This is a genomic window from Achromobacter sp. 18P8.1.1, from assembly GCF_057799415.1.
Genome location: NZ_JBYOKH010000061.1, coordinates 1 through 20,761, shown reverse-complemented (window position 1 = coordinate 20,761; position 20,761 = coordinate 1). Strand labels below are relative to the sequence as shown.

21 protein-coding genes, 1 pseudogene and 1 riboswitch are annotated in these 20,761 nt (G+C 66.9%); of the genes and pseudogenes, 8 read left to right on the top strand and 14 right to left on the bottom strand.

From position 1 onward, the window contains the following. Positions 1-12: 12 nt before the first annotated feature. A riboswitch (SAM riboswitch) is annotated at positions 13-94 on the top strand. From metX to AC27VE_RS27100, 3 genes are all read left to right on the top strand, one after another. Beyond that, positions 84-1,346 carry a homoserine O-succinyltransferase MetX gene (gene metX / locus AC27VE_RS27110; protein WP_175216775.1) on the top strand — a complete coding sequence of 421 codons (1,263 nt, stop codon included), beginning with the start codon at positions 84-86 and terminating at the stop codon, positions 1,344-1,346. It overlaps the preceding riboswitch by 11 nt. Continuing rightward, on the top strand, positions 1,343-1,957 hold the full coding sequence (metW, locus tag AC27VE_RS27105; RefSeq protein WP_006227214.1) for a methionine biosynthesis protein MetW: 615 nt from the start codon (positions 1,343-1,345) through the stop codon (positions 1,955-1,957). Before metX ends, metW begins: the two co-directional genes overlap by 4 nt. 47 nt (positions 1,958-2,004) lie before the next feature. Beyond that, on the top strand, positions 2,005-3,318 hold the full coding sequence (locus tag AC27VE_RS27100; protein ID WP_272938473.1) for a muropeptide transporter: 1,314 nt from the start codon (positions 2,005-2,007) through the stop codon (positions 3,316-3,318). 173 nt (positions 3,319-3,491) lie between these two features. Here the strand turns inward: AC27VE_RS27100 and AC27VE_RS27095 are convergent, their stop codons facing one another. Then, positions 3,492-4,349, bottom strand: coding sequence for a universal stress protein (locus AC27VE_RS27095; RefSeq protein WP_006227212.1), 858 nt, complete (start codon positions 4,347-4,349; stop codon positions 3,492-3,494). A 262-nt stretch (positions 4,350-4,611) separates the two neighbouring features. On the opposite strand from AC27VE_RS27095, the gene AC27VE_RS27090 reads away from it, so the two are divergent. After that, positions 4,612-5,250, top strand: coding sequence for a trimeric intracellular cation channel family protein (locus tag AC27VE_RS27090; protein ID WP_035214041.1), 639 nt, complete (start codon positions 4,612-4,614; stop codon positions 5,248-5,250). Positions 5,251-5,376: 126 nt separating this feature from the next. Beyond that, positions 5,377-6,078, top strand: a complete 702-nt coding sequence (locus AC27VE_RS27085; RefSeq protein ID WP_006227210.1) for a GntR family transcriptional regulator — start codon at positions 5,377-5,379, stop codon at positions 6,076-6,078. A gap of 40 nt (positions 6,079-6,118) precedes the next feature. On the opposite strand, the gene AC27VE_RS27080 is transcribed toward AC27VE_RS27085, so the two are convergent. The 4 genes from AC27VE_RS27080 to AC27VE_RS27065 are packed head-to-tail and all read right to left on the bottom strand — an operon-like array spanning position 6,119 to position 9,080. Continuing rightward, positions 6,119-6,886 carry a LamB/YcsF family protein gene (locus tag AC27VE_RS27080; protein ID WP_006227209.1) on the bottom strand — a complete coding sequence of 256 codons (768 nt, stop codon included), beginning with the start codon at positions 6,884-6,886 and terminating at the stop codon, positions 6,119-6,121. Continuing rightward, on the bottom strand, positions 6,883-7,893 hold the full coding sequence (locus AC27VE_RS27075; protein WP_488705485.1) for a 5-oxoprolinase subunit C family protein: 1,011 nt from the start codon (positions 7,891-7,893) through the stop codon (positions 6,883-6,885). The genes AC27VE_RS27080 and AC27VE_RS27075 overlap by 4 nt, the downstream gene beginning before the upstream one ends. Continuing rightward, a complete protein-coding gene (gene pxpB / locus AC27VE_RS27070; protein WP_488705484.1) occupies positions 7,890-8,624 on the bottom strand; it encodes a 5-oxoprolinase subunit PxpB in 735 nt (244 codons plus the stop codon). The genes AC27VE_RS27075 and pxpB overlap by 4 nt, the downstream gene beginning before the upstream one ends. Before the next feature lie 24 nt (positions 8,625-8,648). Beyond that, a complete protein-coding gene (locus tag AC27VE_RS27065; protein WP_088590995.1) occupies positions 8,649-9,080 on the bottom strand; it encodes a VOC family protein in 432 nt (143 codons plus the stop codon). A 144-nt stretch (positions 9,081-9,224) separates the two neighbouring features. Between AC27VE_RS27065 and AC27VE_RS27060 the strand changes: the two genes are divergently transcribed. Next, positions 9,225-10,088 carry a LysR family transcriptional regulator gene (locus tag AC27VE_RS27060; RefSeq protein WP_488705483.1) on the top strand — a complete coding sequence of 288 codons (864 nt, stop codon included), beginning with the start codon at positions 9,225-9,227 and terminating at the stop codon, positions 10,086-10,088. A 227-nt stretch (positions 10,089-10,315) separates the two neighbouring features. Here AC27VE_RS27060 and serA read toward each other — a convergent pair whose 3' ends face one another. The 9 genes from serA to phoB all read right to left on the bottom strand — a co-directional run bounded on the left by serA (position 10,316) and on the right by phoB (position 19,478). Beyond that, the gene (gene serA, locus AC27VE_RS27055) at positions 10,316-11,512 is read right to left on the bottom strand and encodes a phosphoglycerate dehydrogenase (protein ID WP_006227204.1); all 1,197 of its coding nucleotides are present in this window, start codon (positions 11,510-11,512) and stop codon (positions 10,316-10,318) included. 98 nt (positions 11,513-11,610) lie between these two features. Further along, positions 11,611-12,069 carry a DUF411 domain-containing protein gene (locus AC27VE_RS27050; protein WP_488705482.1) on the bottom strand — a complete coding sequence of 153 codons (459 nt, stop codon included), beginning with the start codon at positions 12,067-12,069 and terminating at the stop codon, positions 11,611-11,613. Between the two features lie 36 nt (positions 12,070-12,105). Further along, entirely contained in the window at positions 12,106-13,035 is a 930-nt protein-coding gene (locus AC27VE_RS27045; RefSeq protein ID WP_488705481.1) for a copper resistance protein B, read from the bottom strand. A gap of 3 nt (positions 13,036-13,038) precedes the next feature. Further along, positions 13,039-14,751, bottom strand: coding sequence for a copper resistance system multicopper oxidase (locus AC27VE_RS27040; protein WP_488705480.1), 1,713 nt, complete (start codon positions 14,749-14,751; stop codon positions 13,039-13,041). Positions 14,752-14,770: 19 nt separating this feature from the next. Beyond that, on the bottom strand, positions 14,771-15,259 hold the full coding sequence (locus tag AC27VE_RS27035) for a cupredoxin domain-containing protein (protein WP_088590991.1): 489 nt from the start codon (positions 15,257-15,259) through the stop codon (positions 14,771-14,773). 72 nt (positions 15,260-15,331) lie between these two features. Beyond that, positions 15,332-16,732, bottom strand: a complete 1,401-nt coding sequence (locus tag AC27VE_RS27030; protein WP_488705479.1) for a heavy metal sensor histidine kinase — start codon at positions 16,730-16,732, stop codon at positions 15,332-15,334. Then, positions 16,729-17,403 carry a heavy metal response regulator transcription factor gene (locus AC27VE_RS27025; RefSeq protein WP_006227198.1) on the bottom strand — a complete coding sequence of 225 codons (675 nt, stop codon included), beginning with the start codon at positions 17,401-17,403 and terminating at the stop codon, positions 16,729-16,731. Before AC27VE_RS27025 ends, AC27VE_RS27030 begins: the two co-directional genes overlap by 4 nt. A 56-nt stretch (positions 17,404-17,459) precedes the next feature. Further along, on the bottom strand, positions 17,460-18,767 hold the full coding sequence (gene phoR / locus AC27VE_RS27020) for a phosphate regulon sensor histidine kinase PhoR (protein WP_315139685.1): 1,308 nt from the start codon (positions 18,765-18,767) through the stop codon (positions 17,460-17,462). Positions 18,768-18,779: 12 nt separating this feature from the next. Continuing rightward, complete coding sequence (gene phoB / locus AC27VE_RS27015) at positions 18,780-19,478, bottom strand: phosphate regulon transcriptional regulator PhoB (protein ID WP_006227196.1); 699 nt, start codon at positions 19,476-19,478, stop codon at positions 18,780-18,782. 162 nt (positions 19,479-19,640) lie between these two features. Between phoB and ubiE the strand changes: the two genes are divergently transcribed. Next, the gene (gene ubiE / locus AC27VE_RS27010; protein ID WP_315139684.1) at positions 19,641-20,417 is read left to right on the top strand and encodes a bifunctional demethylmenaquinone methyltransferase/2-methoxy-6-polyprenyl-1,4-benzoquinol methylase UbiE; all 777 of its coding nucleotides are present in this window, start codon (positions 19,641-19,643) and stop codon (positions 20,415-20,417) included. A gap of 178 nt (positions 20,418-20,595) precedes the next feature. Continuing rightward, positions 20,596-20,761, top strand: a pseudogene (locus tag AC27VE_RS27005) (Tim44 domain-containing protein); the annotation flags it as partial.

The window sequence follows — 20,761 nt, the reverse complement described above, 5'->3', positions numbered from 1 at the left end:
AGATTGCATTACCCATATTTCGGCGCCGATTTGCCTGATCCGCTTGCGGGCGCCTTCCAATAAATCCAGCTAAAGAGGTCCGTATGACCACTCCTGCCCAACATTTGGCCGGTGATTCGGCCAGCGGGTTCGTTCCCGCAACCGTCACGACTTCCGACTCCGTTGATCCCGGTTCCGTCGGTCTTGTCGCACCCACTTTCATCCGTTTCGATGAGCCGCTGCCGTTGCTTAGCGGCCAGTCGCTGGCCGCCTACGAACTTGCCGTGGAAACCTACGGCACGTTGAACGCCCAGCGCACCAACGCGGTCCTGATCTGCCATGCGCTCAATGCCTCGCACCACGTGGCGGGGCAAGCGGCGGACAACCCCAGCGACGTGGGGTGGTGGGACAACATGGTGGGCCCCGGCAAGCCGGTGGACACCAACATTTTCTTCGTGATCGGCGTCAACAACCTGGGCTCGTGCTTCGGGTCGACGGGCCCGGCCAGCATCAACCCCGCCACCGGTAAGCCCTGGGGCGCCGCATTCCCGGTGCTGACGGTGGAAGACTGGGTGCGCGCGCAGGCCCGCGTGGCAGATCACTTCGGCATCGAACGCTTCGCGGCGGTGATGGGCGGATCCCTGGGCGGCATGCAGGCCCTCAGCTGGGCCATCACCTTGCCCGATCGCGTGGCCAATTGCGTGGTGATCGCGAGCACGCCGCGCCTGTCGGCGCAGAACATCGGCTTCAATGAAGTCGCGCGCCGCGCCATCATCACCGACCCGGATTTCCACGGCGGCGACTACTACGCGCAAGACACCGTGCCGCGCCGCGGCCTGTCGGTGGCGCGCATGATCGGCCACATCACGTACCTGTCGGACGACGACATGGCCGAGAAATTCGGCCGCGCGCAACGTGCGCCCGCCGAGAACGGCGCGTACCACTACGGTTACGACGTCGAGTTCGAGGTGGAGTCGTACCTGCGCTATCAGGGCGAAAAATTCACCCGATACTTCGACGCCAACACCTATCTGCTGATCACGCGCGCACTGGACTATTTCGATCCGGCCCGCACGACCGGCGGCGATCTGGCGCGCGCGCTCGCGCCGGCCAAGTCCGACTTCCTGCTGGTGTCGTTTTCGACCGATTGGCGCTTTCCGCCCGAGCGTTCGCGCGAGATCGTGCGCGCGCTGCTGAAGAACGCCAGCCCCGTGACCTACGCCGAAATCGACGCGCCGCATGGCCACGACGCCTTCCTGCTGGAAGACGCGCGCTACCATGCCGTGGTTCGTGGCTATTACGAACGCATCGCGCGCGAGCTTGGGCTTGGCGGCGCTGCCGCCCCGACCGAAGGACGCTCCGAATGACCCCTGTGACCCCCCGCTATGCCCACAGCGCGCTGCGGCCCGACCTGGCGCGCATCGCCGGCTGGATCGAACCCGGCAGCCGCGTCCTGGACCTGGGCTGTGGCGACGGCGCGCTGTTGGCGCACCTGCGCGACCACCGCCAGGTGCGCGGCGCGGGCGTCGAACTGGACGACACCTGCGTGATCGCCTGCGTGCGCCGCGGGGTCGAAGTGATCCAGCAAAACCTGGAAGACGGCCTGGCGCTGTTCGACGACAAGCAGTTCGATACCGTCGTGCTGTCGCAGACTTTGCAGTCCATGCACCGCACCGAGCACATCCTGCGGGAAATGGCGCGCGTGGCGCGCTACGGCATCGTGTCGTTTCCCAACTTCGGCTATTGGCCGCATGGTTGGGCCATCCTGCGCGGCCGCATGCCGGTGACGGGCCAGATGCCCTACCAGTGGTACAACACGCCGAACATCCACCTGTGCACGCTGCGCGACTTTGAACAGTTGGCCGGCGTCGTGGACGTGCGCATCCTGGAACGCGCGACCTTCAACGAAGGCCGCGAGGTGAAGCTGTTCCCCAGCTGGCGCAGCACGCTGGCGGTGTACCGCTTCGCGTCCCCCTGACATTCCGACACCGATCGTCCTGACGGCGCGGACCGACTGGCCCTAAAATGCCGGGAAGCCCGCGGCGCAATGCCTGTTGCGCCGCGCCGGCTGAGTTTCAGGAGACCGTCATTACCGCTGTATCCAACGTCTACACCAGCCCCCGCGTGGCCCCCTTGCTGGTCCTGGGCTTTGCCAGCGGACTGCCGTTGGCCCTGACCAGCGGAACCTTGCAGGCCTGGGCCACCGTCGAAGGCGTGCCGCTGCAGGAAATCGGTTTCCTTACCCTGGTAGGCACCGCCTACACCATCAAATTCCTCTGGGCCCCGCTGGTCGACCGGTTTGTGCCGCCTTTGCTGGGGCGGCGCCGCGGCTGGATGCTGGTGACGCAATTGCTGTTGGCCGTGACCATCATGGCAATGGGCATGCTGTCGCCGTCGGCGGCGTTGATGCCGCTTGCCATGCTGGCCGTGCTGGTGGCCTTCCTGTCCGCCACGCAAGACATTGCGTTCGACGCCTATTGCACGGACGTGCTGCGCAAGGAGGAACGCGGCGCCGGCGCCGCCATCAAGGTAATGGGCTACCGGCTGGCCATGATCGCCTCCGGCGGGCTGGCGTTGATCCTGGCGGACCAGTGGATCGGCTGGGGCTACACCTATGTGCTGATGGGCGGCCTGATGCTGCTGTGCTCGGTGGCCACCTTGCTGGCGCCCGAACCCGAACACGTCGCCCGCGCGCCGCGCAGCCTGCGCGCGGCGGTCGGCGAACCGCTGCACGAATTCTTCACGCGGCGCGGTGCGCTGGCGGTGTTGCTGCTGATCGTGCTGTACAAGCTGGGCGATGCCTTCGCCGGTGCCTTGTCCACCACCTTCTTGATTCGCGGCGCGGGCTTCACGCCGACCGAAGTCGGCACGGTGAACAAGGTGCTGGGGCTGGCCGCCACCATCGTGGGCGCGCTGGCCGGTGGATCGCTGATGTCGCGCTGGGGCCTGTACCGGTCGCTGATGGTCTTCGGCCTGCTGCAGGCCGTATCGAACCTGGCGTACTGGCTGATCGCGATCAGCCCGAAGAACCTGTGGCTGATGGCGACGGGCGTCGGCATCGAGAACCTGTGCGGCGGGCTGGGCACCGCGTCTTTCGTCGGATTGCTGATGGCGCTGTGCCGCCAGCGGTTCTCGGCCACGCAATTCGCGCTGCTGTCGGCGCTGTCGGCGGTGGGCCGCACCTACCTGGCCGGACCGCTCACGCCGCCTCTGGTCGGATACATGGGTTGGCCGGGCTTTTTCCTGCTGACGGTGTTGATCGCATTGCCCGGCCTGGTGCTGCTGAAGGTCCTGCGCGGCACGATCGACACCATGGAACGGCAGGGCGACCAGGCATAAAACTACGCGCGCAACCCATCGAGCCGCCTACGCGCGATGGCGGACGCCGCCAAGAACGTCCTGGCGCAAGCCCCCAAACGCTGCACCCAGAATCGCCAAAACATCACCGCCCGATGGGTTGCGCGCGCTGGAAGGTTTGCTTCTCGTGGCGGTTTGCGCGCGCTTCACCCATCCTACGTCAGCCGGACGATCAGCACGTCGCTGGGCAGGGATTCCAGCAGCCGTTCGGCCACGCTGCCGATGGCGGTGCGCAGGATGCCGGTGCGGCCGTGGGTGCCTGTCACGACCAGATCGGACCGGTGGTTGAACGAGTATTCCGACAGCACGGTTTCGGGCTGGCCGGGTTCCAGCACGATGTTCGGGGTCAGGCCGGCCAGTTCCGGCGTGTCGGCCGTGAATTCCCGCGCGCTTTGCTCGGCGCCCTTGTAGAAGCTGCGCGTGATGGCGTCGTCGGGCACGGTCTTGCCCTGGAAGGGCACGTCATAGGCGTGGAACAGCGTCAGGTTGGCATCGGGCACCAGTTGCAGCGCCGCGCGCAGGGCCTGGCGCGAGCCGGGCGAGAAGTCGGTGGCGACCAGTACGTCGTGATAGGGCTTGCGCGGACGCGTCTTGACCACCAGCACGGGCTGGCGCGCCTGGCGGGCCAGCTTTTCGACGGTGGTGCCCAGCAGCAGGCGGCCCAGCGTCTCGTCACGGGCGGTGCCGGTGACGATCAGCGAGCAGCCGAAGCTGTCGGCGGTTTCCATGATGTGCGCCAGCGGATCCCCGGACACCACGACGACTTCAAACGGCACGTCGGCCGCGGCCAGGTCTTCGGCCAGCTCGCGTTCGGCCAGGGCCTTGTGGTCGGAGGACAGGCGCCGCCAGACCGGAGTGGTCAGGCGGGCCGACGTGGAATGGCTTTCCATGACGTGCAGGACGATCAGCTTGGTGTTGAGCGCTTTGGTGAGCTGCAGCGCGCGGTCCAGGGCGCGGTCGCCCCGCGCGCTCAGGTCGGTGGCCAACAGGATGGGGCCAGTTTGCTGTGTCATACGTTATCTCCCGGTTGACGCCAGGCTGTCGGCTCCCGCGTCCGCGTCGCCTGGCTGTTACCGCCCGTCAGGGCATGTCCCCATTGTCCCGCCGCGACGCGGGCCGGGGATTGATTGATATCAACGCACGGTCCAGCGTACGGGATGGGGCGCCCGCAGGCAATGCCGGCTTGCGCCAGATCAGGATCAATACAATGGGGCCTGCCGTATCCTGAGCCCGGCCCGTTCCGGCCCGATTACTGTCTTATCCCTGCCTTTCCCCATGTTCTCCGATATTTCACCCGCCTTGCTGCACACGCTGTACCTCGTCGCCATCGTGGCCGAAGCCATGACCGCGGCGCTGTCGGCGGGCCGGCGCGACATGGACTGGATGGGCGTCTGCATCATCGCCTGCGTGACGGCGCTGGGCGGCGGGTCGCTGCGCGACGTGCTGCTGGGGCACTACCCGCTGACCTGGGTCGTCCACCCCGAATACCTGTGGATGACGGGCGGCGCCGCCATCCTGACCGCGCTGATCGCACCCGTCATGCGGCGCCTGCGCAGCGTGTTCCTGCTGGCCGACGCGCTGGGACTGGTGGCGTTCACCGTCATCGGCTGCCAGGTGGCGCAGCTGATGCAGCTGCCGATCACGGTGGTGCTGATCAGCGGCATGATCACCGGTTGCGCAGGCGGGGTGCTGCGCGACGTGCTGTGCAACGAAGTGCCGCTGCTGTTCCGCAAGGAGCTGTACGCCAGCGTATCGGTCGTGACCGGGGCGCTGTACCTGGGCGGCCAGTCGCTGGGCCTGTCGGCCAATGCCGCGGTACCCCTGGCGCTGGCAGTCGGCCTGGCCTTGCGCCTGTTGGCCCTGCGCTTCAATTGGCAGATGCCGAAGTTCGTCTACCGCGACGATTGGCACTGAACCGCCCTCAAAGGCCTATCAGAGCGCGGTTTCGCCTCTGCAACAATATTCTTATTTGTGTTTCAATAGATTTCTAGTATCTTCTCGCTGTCTCATACATGCATCGCGCAGTACAAGGGGAGCCGATTGGACGTCAAAGCGCCCGCCACGATTCCGTATTTCCTTCAGGAACAGATTCGTGAGTTGATAGTGGATGGCACTATCCGGCCCGGGCAGCCCTTGCGGGAGCAAGAACTAGAGCAGCGTTTCGGCACCAGCCGCAGCCCCATCCGGGAAGCGCTGCGGCTGCTGGAACTGAGCGGCCTGGTCACGCATATCCAACGCAAGGGCTTCAGGGTCACCCTCTATACCGAAACGCAGATCCGCCACCTGTACATGTTGCGCGCGGAGCTGGAGGCGTATTGCATCCGCCAGTTGGCGGACATGCGCGACCTGGCGCCGCTGGTGGCTGAATTGCGCAGTTATGACGACGCCATTGCGGCGGCGGTGGCCAAGCGCGACATTCGCGCCTGCATCGCGGCCTCGCGCGAGTTCTATCTGGCGGGGGCCCGTTACACGGGCAATACGCCGCTGACCAGCATGCTCAGCAAGCTCTACGAACAGGTGGAGCCGCTGCGTTACCTGCTGGCCAGGCGCTCGATGGAAACCAACACCCTGCAGGTCTACACGCAGGGCATCACGCAAGCCCTGGCCGGCCGCGATTTCGAGCGCGCGGCCGAGCTGACGCGCAGCTATGTCGTGGAAGTGCTGCCCGGCATCCTGCAGTCGTACCGCGACGCGGCCGAACAGGCTGCCGAAGACCTGGCGCCGCGCTACGGCCGGGCCTGACCCGGTCCCCGCCCGGTTCAACACCGGCCGGCCGGGGGATTCAAACCCGGGCTGGCGTGCGGACCTCGATGCCCGCTTGTTCCAGTGCCTGGCGAATGCCGTCGGCGAACAGCAGCGCGTTGGGCTGGTCGCCATGGATGCAGAGCGTGTCGGCCTGGACGGGCACGTCGCGCCCGTCGATCGAACGCACCTTGCCCTCGCGCACCATCCCCAGCACTTGCGCCACCGCGCGGTCCAGGTCTTCGATCATGGCGCCGGCGCGCGTGCGCGGCGTCAGCGAACCATCGTCCTGGTAGGAGCGGTCGGCGAACACCTCGCTGGCGGCTGCAAGGCCGATGGCACGCGCCGCGTCGATCAGCTTGCTGCCCGCCAGTCCGTACAGGATCAGCGAGGCGTCCACATCCTTGACCGCCTGGCAGATGGCGCGCGACAGGCCCTCGTCGCGGGCGGCCATGTTGTACAGCGCGCCGTGCGCCTTCACATGATGCAGCCGAGCGCCTTGCGAGGCCGCCACGCCGGCCAGCGCACCGATCTGGTAGACCACGATGTCATACGCTTCGTCTGGCGTGATCTGGATGACGCGGCGGCCAAACCCCGCCAGGTCCTGCAGGCTGGGATGCGCGCCTAGCGCCACGCCCTGCTTCAACGCCGCCGCGACCGTCTTGCGCATGGTGGCGGGATCTCCACCGTGAAAGCCACAGGCAATGTTGGCGGAGCTGACGTATTGCAGCACCGCCGCGTCGTTGCCCATGGTCCAGGCGCCATAGCTTTCGCCCATGTCGCAGTTCATATCGATGCGGGAAGTCATTGCAGTTTCCTTGTTGCCGGGGCCAGCAGCGCGCGCAGGGGTTCCAGCGCCACTTGCAGTTGGGTGAATGCGTGTTCGCGCTCGCCGTCCAGGCGTTGCGCCTCGTCCAGTTCGATCAGCTGGAAGCGCAGGGCCTGGCCGGGCGCGCACTGCGCCAGCGCGGGCAGATCCACGGTGGCGATCTGCGCAATCTTGGGATAGCCGCCCGTGGTCTGCCGGTCGGCCATGAGGATGATGGCTTCGCCGCCTGCAGGCACCTGCACGGTGCCGAAACTGGCGGCTTCCGACAGCATCTGGCGTGGCGTGTCCATGGACAGCGCCGGGCCCAGCAAGCGATAGCCCATGCGGTCGGATTGAGGGCTGATGCGGAATTCCGCGTCGGTGAAAGCCTGCCGAGCTGCAGCCGAAAATGCGTCCCAGTGCGTGCCCGGCAGGAAACGGATGGCGCCGCGGCGCTGCCCGCGCAGCGTGCCGGGCAGATAGGCGCCGATATCCCATAGCGCCGACTGCAGCGCATCCAGGTCGTGTTCGGTGAGCGGCGCGCGCAGCGGGATCTGGTCGCCTTTGGCCAGCGCGCGGCCCTGGAATCCGCCGAAGCCGCTGCGCAGGTAGGTGGTTTCGCTGCCCATGACGGCGGCCAGCGCAAAACCGCCGTGCACCGCCAGATAGCCGCGCGCGCCCACGGCCGGGCGGGCGCCGAAAGCGAGGGTATCGCCCGCGTGCGCCACCAGCGGGCGGTGCACGGGGATGTCCTGGCCATTGAGGGTCGCGCCCAGGTTGGCACCAGCCAGCGCGAAGCATGCGGGCGCGTCAAAACGCAGCGTAGGGCCTATCAGGGTCATTTCCAGCGTGGCCGGGTCGCCCGCGTTGCCCGCCAGGGCGTTGGCCAGGCGGTGCGCGCGTTCGTCCATGGCGCCAGCGGCGGGGATGCCTTCATGCTGGTAGCCGTCGCGGCCGCGGTCCTGGAAGCTGGACAGCATGCCGGGCTTGATCACGGTCACGCTCATGGCCGGGCTTCCCGGATGCGGTCGAATTCCTGCGGGCTGATCGGCACGAATCGGACCGAATCACCGGGTTGAAGCAGGGAGGCGGGCTCGCGGGCGGGATCGAACAGCGTTAACGGCGTGGCGCCGATGATGTTCCAGCCGCCGGGCAGCCGGTTCGGGTAGATCACGGTCTGCCGGTTGGCCACCGCCACGGCGCCGGTGGGCACCGCAGTGCGTGGCGAGGGGCGGCGCGGGATATTCAGTTTTTCGTCGTGCACGCCCAGGTAGGCGTGGCCGGGCGCAAAGCCCAGCATGAACACCATGCTGCGGGGTTGGCTGTGCAGGGCGATGATGTCGTCTGGCGTCACGCCGGCCGCGCGCGCCACGTCGGGCAGGTCGGGGCCGTGCTCGCCGCCGTAGCAGACGGGAATGTCGATCTGGCGGCCGTCCAGGGCATCGGCCATGACGCCGTCGGCCAGCAAGGCGCCGATGCGGGCCGTCAGGCTGGCACAGGTGGGGCCGTTGCCCAGCCCGTCGGGCCGGTAATGCACCGCCACCGCGACGAACGAGGGCACCACATCGGTGACGCCGGGCAATCGCGCGTCGCGCAGTTTGCGCGCCGCGGCCAGACAGGTCCTGCCGATCGCGGCGTCGATCCGGTCACCGAAGGAAATGATCAGGCAGCGGTCGCCCTGAGGCAGGATGCGCCAAGGGGTTTCGGCCGAAGAAGGGGGTTCTGAAAGAGCGTTCAACGGCGCGAAACCTCTAGGGGAGGATTACTTGGCGAACAAGGAATCCATGTTCTTGAAGGCCTTGAATTCCAGCGCGTTGCCCGACGGATCCAGGAAGAACATCGTGGCCTGCTCGCCCACTTCGCCCTTGAAGCGGATGTAGGGCTCGATGACGAATTCGGTGCCTGCGTCGATCAGGCGCTTGGACATGGCTTCCCATTGTTCCATGGAAAGCACGGCGCCGAAATGGCGAACCGGCACGTTGTGCGAGTCCACTGCGCTGGTGGCCTTGTGGCCGCATTCGCTGGGCGCCAGGTGGGCGACGATCTGGTGGCCGTAGAAGTTGAAGTCGATCCATTCGGGCGAGCTGCGGCCCTCCGGACAGCCCAGCTTTTCGCCGTAGAAGGCGCGGGCTTCGGCCAGGTCGCGGACCGGGAAGGCCAGGTGGAACGGCGGCAGATTGGTTTGGGCGGTCATGAAAAACTCCGGGGCGTTCAAAAAAGGTGATGGCTTACGGCTGCCGCGGTGGCGGGCGACCTTTAGCACCAGGGCATAGTTTAGGTATTGTTTTTTTGATTGAAAAACGATATTTTTTGTGTCTTAGCATAAAAAATATTGATCGTGATCAAAGAGTTCAAAACCTTCATCGCCGTGGCGCGCGACGGGACGTTCACCGGCGCAGGCACCCATCTGGGCCTGACGCAGTCGGCGGTCAGCGCCCAGATCAAGCGCCTGGAGGAATATCTGGGCGTCGAGCTTTTCGACCGCGGGGCGCGGGCCGCCGTGCTGAACGTCCATGGCCGCGAGATGCTGGCGCAGGCCGAAGAGCTGGTCGCGATGGCCGAACGCATGGTCACGACGGCGGGGGCGGGGCAGGTCAGCGGGTCTTTGCGCATCGGCGCCATCGCCTCGGTGCAGCAGGACCTGCTGGTGGACGCGCTGGGGCGTTTCCGGGCCGTCTACCCGGAGGTGCGGGTGCGCATCGTGCCCGGCGTGTCGCTATCGCTGCTGGGGCAAGTGGATGCCGGCGAAGTGGATATGGCCGTGCTGATCCGCCCGCCGTTCACGCTGCCGCCCGAGCTGGGCTGGCACCGCCTGCTGAGCGAGCCCGTGATGCTGGCCGTGCCGGCATCCTTGCCGGACGCGCCGTGGCGCGAACTGCTGGCCGCGCAACCGTTCATCCGCTACGACCGGGCGTCGTTTGGCGGGCGGGTGGTGGATATTTTCTTGAAAAAACACCGACTGAACGTGCACGAAGCGGTGGAGCTGGATGAGATTGAGGCCATCGCCAACATGGTGCGCCACGGCCTGGGCGTGGCCCTGCTGCCGAAACTGCGGCGCCTGGACATGACGGGCCTGCGGCTCGTGCCGCTGGGCGAACAGGCCTTCCACCGCGAGATCGGCATCATCGGCCGCCTGCCGTTCGACGCGGGCAGCGTGCGCGAAAAAATGGCGGAATGCCTGATGGCGGCGGCGGCCGACTAGCGGCGCCGCTTTGCGGGTGCTGCGCCGATGGAGAATTCATCCGGCGTGGACGTAGGATGGGTGGAGCGCGAGATCATCCGGCCAAGAACCCGGATGCCTGGCGCGCGCAACCCATCAAGCGGCGCCGCATTTCTTATCTGATTCAGCCAGAACACAACCGCCGCTTGATGGGTTGCGCGCGTTCGAAAGCGGAGTCCTTGCATCAGGACTCCCGCGCTTCACCCATCCTACAGCCGGTCGCAGCGGACCGTGATGGGGTGGTTACGCAGCGTGGTCATCACCACGTCGTCAACCTGGCCTTCCACGTCGGTGATCACGTAGCCGATCTGGCCCTTGGTCTGCAGGGTCTGGCTGACGATGTTCAGGCCGTGTTGCGCCATCAGGTTGTCCAGCGTGCCGAGCGCGCCCGGGGCGTTGCGGTGCACGTGCAGGATGCGCGTGGCGCCGGCCGGCTCCAGGTAGGGCAGTTCGGGGAAGTTGACCGCGCCCTTGGTCGTGCCGGCCTGCATGAAGCGCACCAGCTTCTCGGCCACTTCGCGGCCGATGTTCTCTTGCGATTCCTGCGTGCTGCCGCCGATGTGCGGGGTCAGGATGACGTTGGGCAGGCCGATCAGCGGGCTGGCCAGCGGTTCGTCCGCGCCCTTGGGCTCGGTGGGGAACACGTCCAGCGCGGCGCCGGCCAGGTGGCCGGACTTCAAGGCGGCGTGCAGGGCGTCGATGTCCACCACCGTGCCGCGCGAGGCGTTGATCAGGATCGCGCCGCGCCGCATGCGGCCGATCGTTTCCGCGTTCATGATGTTTTCGGTGGACTTGCCGCCCGGCACGTGCAGCGTCACCACGTCCGCCTGCTCCAGCAGGTCGTTGAGCGTCCCGGCGGGGCGGGCGTTGCCCAGCGGCAGCTTGGCTTCCACGTCGTGATAGATGACGCGCATGCCAAGGCCTTCGGCCAGGGTGCTGATCTGCGAACCGATATTGCCGTAGCCCACAATGCCCAGCGTCTTGCCGCGGGTTTCAAAGGCGCCCGAGGCGCTTTTATCCCAGTGGCCCAGATGCACGCGCGCATTCTTTTCCGGAATCCGGCGCAGCAGCAGGATGGCTTCGCCCAGCACCAGCTCGGCGACCGAGCGGGTGTTGGAGAAGGGCGCGTTGAACACCGGGACGCCGCGCTGCATGGCGGAATCCAGGTCGACCTGGTTGGTGCCGATGCAGAAGCAGCCCACGACGCGCAGGTCCGGGCTGGACAGCAAGGCGGCGTCCAGGTGCGTGCGAGAACGGATCCCCGCCACGTGCACGCCACGCAGGGCTTCCTGCATTTGCGCCGGCGGCAGGGCCGCGGCGTGCGTGACGATGTCGGTGTAGCCGGCGGCTTCGAAGACCGCGCGGGCGCTCGGATGGATGTTCTCGAACAGGACGATTTTTGCCATGACTGCCAAGGGGTGGGTGAAGAATGCGTTTTATTTATTGTGGCGCATTTTTGCTGCAGTGCAAGGAGTAGCCATTGGGGCGGTGTGGATGAATTGTTTCAGCGGTACGCCTGGAAAACCTTGGCCTCGCCGCGCTTGTCCACCAACAGCACGTCGTGCGGCGTCTTGCGGCCGCCGTATTCGGGGCCGTCCATGCCGGGCGAGCCCAGCGGCATGCCGGGGGCGGCCAGGCCGGCGGCGTCGGGTTTTTCCAAGAGCAGGCGGCGCACGTCGCTGGCGGGCACGTGGCCTTCCAGCGCATAGCCGTCCACCACCGCGGTATGGCACGACCCGTAGTCGGCCATGCCCGCGTTGCGGCGGATGGGGCCGGTGTCCTGCACATCGTGCGTGGTCACGGCAAACCCGTTGTCGCGCATGTGCTTGACCCAGTCTTCGCAGCAGCCGCAGGTGGGCGTCTTCCAGACTTCGACCTTGGCGGGTGTTTGCGCGGTGGCGAAGGCGGGGGCGCAAAGGGCCGCGGCCAGGGCCAGGCGGCGCGTGATACGGGAAATGTTCATGAGGCTCCTTATGGATACAGGGGGCGTGGCGCCGGGTCAGAACCAGAACCGGACGCCCGCCATGACGGCTGTCTGGGACCGGCTGGCTCCGGCGTCCGACGCATAGCTGGCGGTCTGGCCAAACTTCCGTTCAAAGGAGACGCCGACGTAAGGGGCGAACTCCCGCGTGACCTCATAGCGTAGCCGCAAAGAGAGCGACCCTGTCGACAGGCCCGATCCGATGCCGCGTTCGGGGTCGCGCTTGCCGTACAGGCTGGCCTCGAGTTCCGGTGTGAAGATCAGGCGCTGGGTCAGCAGCAGGTCGTATTCGGCCTTCACCGCCAGCGCCGTGCGGCCGGACGCTCCCACATAGGCGGTGGTCTCCAGTTCGATGTTGTAGGGCAGCAGGCCTTCGATGCCGACGGCGGCCCAGTTGCGCTTGGGGCCGGTGCCGATGTCTCGGCGGGCGCCCACCTGCAGGTCCCAGAAGGGCGCTACGGCGTGGCTCCAGAAGGCTTCTACCTTGCCGTCCGAGCCGCCGCCGTTTTCGCGTTCGCCTTCGCTCTTGATAAGCAGGCGGTCGGTGGCCGAGCCGACCCAGAAGCGGCCGTCCCAGTCCAGGGCGTTTTCGCCGTCGCGGTTGCGCGTGACGCCGAACTTGTCGAACAGCACTTGCCAGGTGGACGCGTTGTCCATCATGTGGGGGTGGATGCCGTAGCTGTCGTAGCCGCGTTCGCCCGCGCCATCGCTCGTCGGCAGGCTGCCGATGGGCGGCGCGTCCGAGGCGGGGGCGGCGTCATGCCCCATCGCGGCGTGATCCATGGCGGCAGGCGCCGGCGCGGGGCTCATGGCGCCGTGATCCATGCCGGGCATGCTGGAATGGTCCATCGCGCCGTGGTCCATGGCCGCGGGTTGCGCGTGGGCGCCCGCGGCGCCCAGCGTCAGGGCAAGGGCGCAGGCGCCCAGCAGGTTGCGTTGCGTCGTCATCGCTTACTCCACCACGACCGCTCTGAACATGCCGGCCTCCATGTGATACAGCAGGTGGCAGTGGTAGGCCCAGTGCCCGCGTGCATCGGCGCTGACGCGGTAGCTCAGCCGTTGTGCCGGATTGAGGGTGATCGTGTGCTTGCGCACCTGGAAGGCGCCGTCGGGCGACTCCAGGTCGCTCCACAACCCGTGTAGATGGATCGGGTGCGTCATCATGGTGTCGTTGACCAGCACGAAGCGCACGCGTTCGCCATAGCGCAGCACGATGGGCTTGGCGTCCGAGAACTTCACGCCATTGAATGACCACATGTAGCGTTCCATGTTGCCCGTCAGGTGCAGTTCGATTTCGCGGGACGGCGCGCGGTTGTCCTCGGGTTCACGGATGGAATGCAGGTCTGCGTAGGTCAGCACGCGCCGGCCGTTGTCGCGCAACCCCACGCCCGGGTCATCCAGCCGCGTCGACACCACGTCGGGCAGCATGGAATTGCTGACGCCGCGCTCGGTCGGGTAGGGATGCTTGACCTCGACCATGCCGCCTTGCCCCGCGGGTGCAGCCCCGTGGCCGCCGTGGTCCATGCCGGGCATGCCGCCCATGTCATGCGCCATGCCCATATCCATCATGCCGAGCAATTGCACGCGGTCCAGCTCGGGAACGTCGGCCTGCATGCCGGCGCGCGGCGCCAGCGTGGCGCGGGCAAAGCCCGAACGGTCCATCGCCTGAGAGAAGATCGTGTAGGCGCGCTCGTCCTGCGGTTCGACGATCACGTCATAGGTTTCGGCCACGCCGATCCGGAATTCCTCCACGTCCACGGGGCGTACGTCCTGGCCGTCTGCGGCCACCACCGTCATCTTCAGGCCGGGGATGCGCACGTCGAAGTACGTCATCGCCGACCCGTTGATGAAGCGCAGCCGGATGCGTTCGCCCGGCTTGAACAACCCGGTCCAGTTGCCCGCGGGCGTGGCGCCGTTGGTCAGGTAGGTGTAGGTGGCGCCGGACACGTCCGCCAGGTCCGTCGGCGTCATGCGCATCTGTTCCCACATCAGCCGTTCAGAGAGCGCGCCGCGCCAGCCGCGCTCCTGCGCGTCCGCGGCCAGGCTCTGGACGCTGGGCTGGATGCGGTTGTAGTACTCGGGCATCACCTTGAGCTTGTTGAAGAGCCGCATCGGGTCTTCGTCCGTCCAGTCCGACAGTAGCACCGTGTAGTCGCGATCGGACGCGATGGGATCACGGCGGCGCGGATCGATGACGATGGCGCCGTACAGGCCGGTTTGCTCTTGGAAGCCCGAATGGCTGTGATACCAGTACGTACCGCTTTGGCGCACCGCGAAGCGGTAGGTAAACGTTTGTCCCGGATCGATGCCGGGAAAGCTCAGGCCCGGCACGCCGTCCATCTCGGTCGGCAGCAGGATGCCGTGCCAGTGGATGGAGGTCTGCTCGCGCAGCCGGTTGGTAACGTGCAGGGTCACCGTGTCGCCTTCGCGCCAACGCAGGAGGGGGGCGGGCAGTTGGCCGTTGACGGTGGTGCCGATGCGGGCGGCGCCCGTGAAGTTCACGGGTGTTTCGCCGATCTCCAGATGGAATTCGGAACCGCGCAATTCGTTGGCGGGCGCGGGCGAGGCCAACGCGGCGCGCCAGCCGCCAAGTGCGGCCAGCGCGCCGCCGGCGGCCAGGCCCTGCACGAAACGGCGGCGGGCAAGCGGGGGAAGGGTGCTCATGGAAGAAAGGCGTCGGGCATCAAAGCACCGACACCGCTCCCTTCATGCCGGCGCTGTAATGGCCCGGTTCCAGGCAGCCGAAGGACACCGTGCCCGCCTTGTCGAAGCGCCAGACGATCTGGCCGGTCTTGCCGGCGTCCAGCGACACCGCGTTCGCCTCTTCGTGGCGCATGCCGGGGTCTTTCATCATCATGTCGTAGTGCGCCTTCAGGTCGGCGTCGGTGCCCAGCACCAGCTCGTGGCGGATTTTTCCCGAATTGCGCACGTTGATGCGCACGGTCTCGCCCGCCTTGACCTCGATGCGGTCGGGCGTGAAGCGCATGGCGTCGGTCATGTCGACATCGATGGTGCGCGTGGCGCGGGCGGCGTCGCCCGGCTTGCCGATGGGCGTGGACGCGGCCGGCATGGACATGCCGTGGCCGGCGTGCTCGCCCGCGGCTTGCGCCGTGCCGGCGACCAGCAGGGCCAGCGCGGCGGTTTGGATGAAGCGGATCAGGGTGTCTTTCACGAGAATCCTTGGAAAGGGGGGATCGTGATGACACTGTAGGAAAGCCGGGGTGACCCGATTCTGTCGTCCGGATTACGGTTTTGTAATGTTCCCGGAGGCTGCCGACGGCACGGGCCCGCGCAACGTAATGCCCACGATCGTGCCGCGGGCATCGGACACCGCGTCCACGTCGCCGCCGTGCATGCGGGCGATGGCGCGCACGATGGCCAGGCCCAGGCCGTGGCCTTCGCTGCGCGGTGCGCGCGTCTGGCCCGACCGGAAGAAGCGGTCGAAAATGCGGGGCAGGTCGGTGGGTGGAATGGGCGCGCCGGGGTTCTGCACTTCCACCCGCGCGCCCGACGGCGACGCCGAGCAGCGCAACACGATGTCGTGCCCCGGGGGGGTGGCTTTGATGGCGTTGGAGATCAGGTTGGCCAGGGCGCGGCGCACCAGGCCGGAATTGGCGGTCACCGTGGCGTCGCCTTCGCAGCGCAGGCGCACGCCATGTTCCTCCAGCGTGGCTTCGTAGTATTCGGCCACGCGCCGGGCCTCGGCGGCGAGCGACACCGGGGCCAGGTCGGCGGCCAGTTCGCCGCGGTCCGCGCGCGCCAGGAACAGCATGTCGTTGACCAGCTTTTTCAGGTCTTCAAGCTCTTCCAGATTGGATTCCAGGGCGTCGCGCAATTCGGCCGCGTCTCGCGGCGACGACAGCATGACCTGGGCGCCGTTGATGAGCGTGGCCAGCGGCGTGCGCAGCTCGTGCGCGACGTCGGCGTTGAAACCTTCCATCTGCTGGTAGGCCGCCTGCAGGCGCTCCAGCGTGCGGTTGAACGAGCGCACCAGTTCGTACAGTTCGCGGTCGGTGTCTTCCAGCGGCAGGCGCCGCGCCAGATTGTCGGGCTGGATGCGCGCGGCCTGCTCCGACAGCCGGCGCGTGGGCGCCATGCTGCGGCGCACGGCCCAGGCGGCCAGCACTACTGTCGCGCCCACCCATAGCGCGCAGATCAGCACTAGGGCCGTGCCGTAGGCATACAGGAACTGCGAACTGGTGCGCGTGCTGACCGCCACGGTCAGTTGCGCGCCCGGCAGGATGCGGTCGTTCATGGCGACCCGCAGGCCTCGCATCCGTCCGCCGTCCGCCGCCTGCAGCACGACCTGCTTGCCGTCCACGGTGTCCAGCGTTTCCGGGGCAGGGCCGCCATAGACGGCCTTGCCCTGGGCGTCCACGATCCAGATGCCCAGCTGGCCCTGGCCGGCGCGCATCTCGTCAAACGTGGCGGCCAGGTCTTGCAGGCCGCTGGCGCTGTTCTGCATGTCGATCAGGTGGTCGATCAGTTCCAGCTTGCCGTTGACCTCGGTGATTTCCTGGCGCTCGACTTCGCGCTTGAGCGCCCAGAACAAGGTGGCGCCGGCCAGGCTGGAGACCAGCAGCGCGATGGCGCCCAGCAACAGGGTCAGCCGCGCCTGCATCGAACGCACGCGCGGCGGCTTCATTCGGGACGTGACTCCAGCACGTACCCCATGCCGCGCACGGTGTGCAGCAGCTTGGCGTCGAACGGGTCATCCAGTTTGCTGCGCAGGCGGCGTACCGCGACGTCGATGACGTTGGTGTCGCTGTCGAAGTTCATGTCCCAGACCTGTTCAGCCAGCGTGGTGCGCGACAGCACCTGGCCCTGGCGGCGCAGCAGCAGCGCCAGCAGGCTGAATTCCTTGGCGGTCAGGTCCAGCCGGCGGCCGCCGCGCTGGGCGCGCCGGCGCGCCAGATCCAGCTCCAGGTCGGCCAGGCGCAGCAAGGTGGGCTCTTGCGTCCGACCGCGGCGCAGCAGCGCCTGCACGCGCGCCAGCAATTCCGAAAACGCGAAGGGCTTGACCAGGTAGTCGTCGGCGCCGCCTTCCAGGCCGCGCACGCGGTCTTCCACCGCGTCGCGCGCAGTCAGCATCAGGATGGGGGTGTCTTTCTGCGCGCGGACGGACGCCAGGATGCCGAAGCCATCGACGCCCGGCAGCATCACATCCAGCACGATCAGGTCGTACTCGCCTTCCAGCGCCAGATGCAGGCCGTCCACGCCGTCGCGGGCAAGGTCCACGACATGGCTTTGTTCCGACAGCCCCTTCTTCAGGTAGTCGGCCAGTTTGGGTTCGTCTTCGATGACCAGGATGCGCATGGCCCGGAATTTACCATCCGCGCCGGACGGCGCGGAGGGTTCCAACGTGGCAACGTTTACGCGGGCTCGTCGATGGCGATGCGCTCGGCGGGGAAGCGCAGCGCGAAGACGCTGCCCTTGCCCGGTTCGCTGGTGATGAGCAGTTCGGCGTCGTGGCGCATGGCGATGTGCTTGGTGATCGCCAGGCCAAGGCCCGTGCCGCCCACGGCGCGCGAGCGGCCGCGGTCCACGCGGTAGAAGCGTTCGGTCAGGCGTGGCAGGTGGCGTGCGGGAATGCCGATGCCCGTGTCCTGCACGCTGTAGCGCGCGCCGCCGTCGGCTTCGCGTTCCCAGCGCACGGTGATCGTGCCGCCGTCGGGCGTGTAGCGCACGGCGTTGGTCAGCAGGTTCGACAGCGCGGAGGTCAGCTCGGTTTCGGCGCCCAGCACGTCCAGCGTGTCGTCGATGTGCCATTCCAGTACATGGCGTCCGCCCGACAGCGCTTCGATCTGCTGGCGCGCCTTCTGCAGCAGCGCGCCCATATTGATGGCGCGTGGGTCGCTGCCCGGCGACGATTCCAGCGTGGACAAGGTCAGCAGGTCTTCCACGATGGCCTGCATGCGCTGGGCCTGCTCGTGCATCATGTCGATGTACTGCGCCCGCTGCTCTTCGGGCAGCGCGTCGGCCGGCATGTCGCGCAGCGTTTCCAGGAACCCCGCCAGCACAGTCAGCGGCGTGCGCAGTTCGTGCGAGACGTTGGCCACGAAGTCGCGGCGCGTGGTTTCCAGGCGTTCGATCTGCGTGACGTCGCGGGTGATGAGCAGGCGCTGATTGCTGGCGTAGGCCGTCAACTGCATCATCATCAGGCGTTCCTGGCCGTTCTGGCCCAGGCGCACCAGGATCGGCTCGGGCCAGGCAGGCCGGTGCGCGTATTCCACGAACTCCGGCGCGCGCAGCAGGTTCAACAGGTTATGGCCGCGGTCGGCGGGCAGGCGCAGGCCCAGGTGCTGGCGCGCCATGCGGTTGCACCAGTCGATCTGGAAGTCCGCATTCAGAGTGACCGCGCCGTCCGGCAAGGCCTGGGCAGCGGCCAGCATGCCTTGCATGGTGTCGCGGGTTTCGGCCAGTTCGCGGGCACGGGCGCGGGTGTAGCGGTAGAGGGGGGCGAGGATGTCGTCCCAGGGCCCGACGGAGGCGGGGGGAGAGGTGTCCGGGTGGTTGGCCCATTGGGAGACCAGCGTCAGCCTCCAGCTGCGCCAAAGCAGCATGGCGGTCAGCGCGGCCGAAAACACTATCCAGCCCAACGGGTCTCCTATGAGCCATTGCGCCAGTAATGAAATCACCGCCCACAGGGCGACCAGGAAAAGTGTGCGCAGCCAGATCATCGTGCGGGAGTTTTACCGCGTCGGAAGCTGTGCCGTAAACCGGTAGCCGCTGCCGCGCACCGTTTCCACGTGCGCGTCGTGGCCGCTGGGTTCCAGCGCCTTGCGCAAGCGGCGGATATGGACGTCCACGGTGCGTTCTTCAACGAACACGTGGTCGCCCCAGACCTGGTCCAGCAGTTGCGAGCGCGAGAACACGCGCTCGGGGTGGGTCATGAAGAAGTGCAGCAGGCGGAATTCGGTGGGGCCGATCTGCAGCGACTGGCTGTTGCCGGACAGGCGATGCGTCACCGGATCCAGCTTCAGGCCGCCCACGTCGATCACGTCGTCGGTCAGCTGGGGCGCGCGGCGGCGCAGCACGGCCTTGATGCGGGCCATCAGCTCTTTGGGCGAGAAAGGCTTGGTGATGTAGTCGTCGGCGCCGGCCTCCAGGCCGTCCACCTTGTCCTGCTCGGAACCCTTGGCGGTCAGCATGATGACCGGGACGGCGCGGGTGCGCTCGTCGTTGCGCAGCTTGCGCGCCATGGCCAGGCCGGACGTGCCGGGCAGCATCCAATCCAGCAGGATCAGATCGGGGAGTTCGGCGCGGATCAAGGTCTGGGCCTGGTCGGCGTCGAAGGCGCGCAACACTTTGTGCCCCGCGAAAGACAGGTTGACGGCGATCAGTTCCTGGATTGCGGGTTCGTCTTCGACAACGAGGATAGTGCTGGACATGGCGAATTTGGCACACTTCGGAGCGCCGGCGCGGCGCGAACATTGCGATAGTATGGCCGCAATATTTCAGGTATGTGACCGCAGGGTGCTGCCGGGGCAGGTTCTCTGGCCGCCGCCGGGTGCCCGATAGGCTACCATTGAACGATATATCGGGAATTCACCATGCAAAACCCCTCCGAATCGCAACATTCCGCGGATTCCAATTCGCAATCCACGCATTTCGGCTTCCAAACGGTGCCGGAAGGCGAAAAAGCCCGCAAAGTCGCTGAAGTCTTCCATTCCGTTGCCCAGCGCTACGACGTCATGAACGATTTCATGTCCGCCGGCCTGCACCGTGTCTGGAAAGCCTTCACCATCGGCCGCGCGGCCATCCGCCCCGGCATGAAGGTGCTGGACATTGCCGGCGGCACGGGCGACCTGGCCAAGGCTTTTGCCAAGCGCGCCGGCCCCACGGGTGAAGTCTGGCTGACCGACATCAACGATTCCATGCTGCGCGTGGGCCGCGACCGCCTGACCGACGCGGGCCTGCTGCTTCCCACCGCCGTCTGCGACGCCGAGCGCCTGCCGTTTCCCACCGGGTACTTCGACCGCGTCAGCGTGGCCTTCGGCCTGCGCAACATGACCCACAAGGACCGCGCCCTGGCTGAAATGGCCCGCGTGCTCAAGCCGGGCGGCAAGCTGCTGGTGCTGGAGTTCTCGCGGGTGGCCAAGCCGCTGTCGCCCGCCTACGACTGGTATTCGTTCAACGTGCTGCCGTGGTTGGGCAAGAAGATCGCCAATGACGAAGCCAGCTACCGTTACCTGGCGGAATCCATCCGCATGCATCCCGACCAGGAAACCCTGGCCGACATGATGCGTACCGCCGGCCTGGACCGGGTGCAGTACTTCAACCTGACCGCCGGCATCGCCGCGCTGCACGAGGGCGTGCGCCTGGGCTGAACCCGGCCCGTCCATAGGATGTTTCGTCACCCCACGGGGAACTTGTGGGCTGGCGTCTTGTCCGTTATTCTTACGTCATTCAGATTACTGTAAGAAAAGTCGCGACTATGGTCCCGCTGTCCGTGGGACTCCCCGCTGCTCGGGGCAGCGGGGGCGCGAGTACGAGGGAGCAAACTCTATGACCAAATTCTGTTTTTCGCGGTTTGTCGCCGCGGCGCTCATCGCCATCTCCGGCGCGGCGTTGGTGACGGCGTCTTTTGACGCCGAAGCCCGTCGTGCAGGCGGCGGCAGCAGCGTCGGCCGTCAATCCTCCAATGTGACCCAGCAACGCCAGGCCACGACGC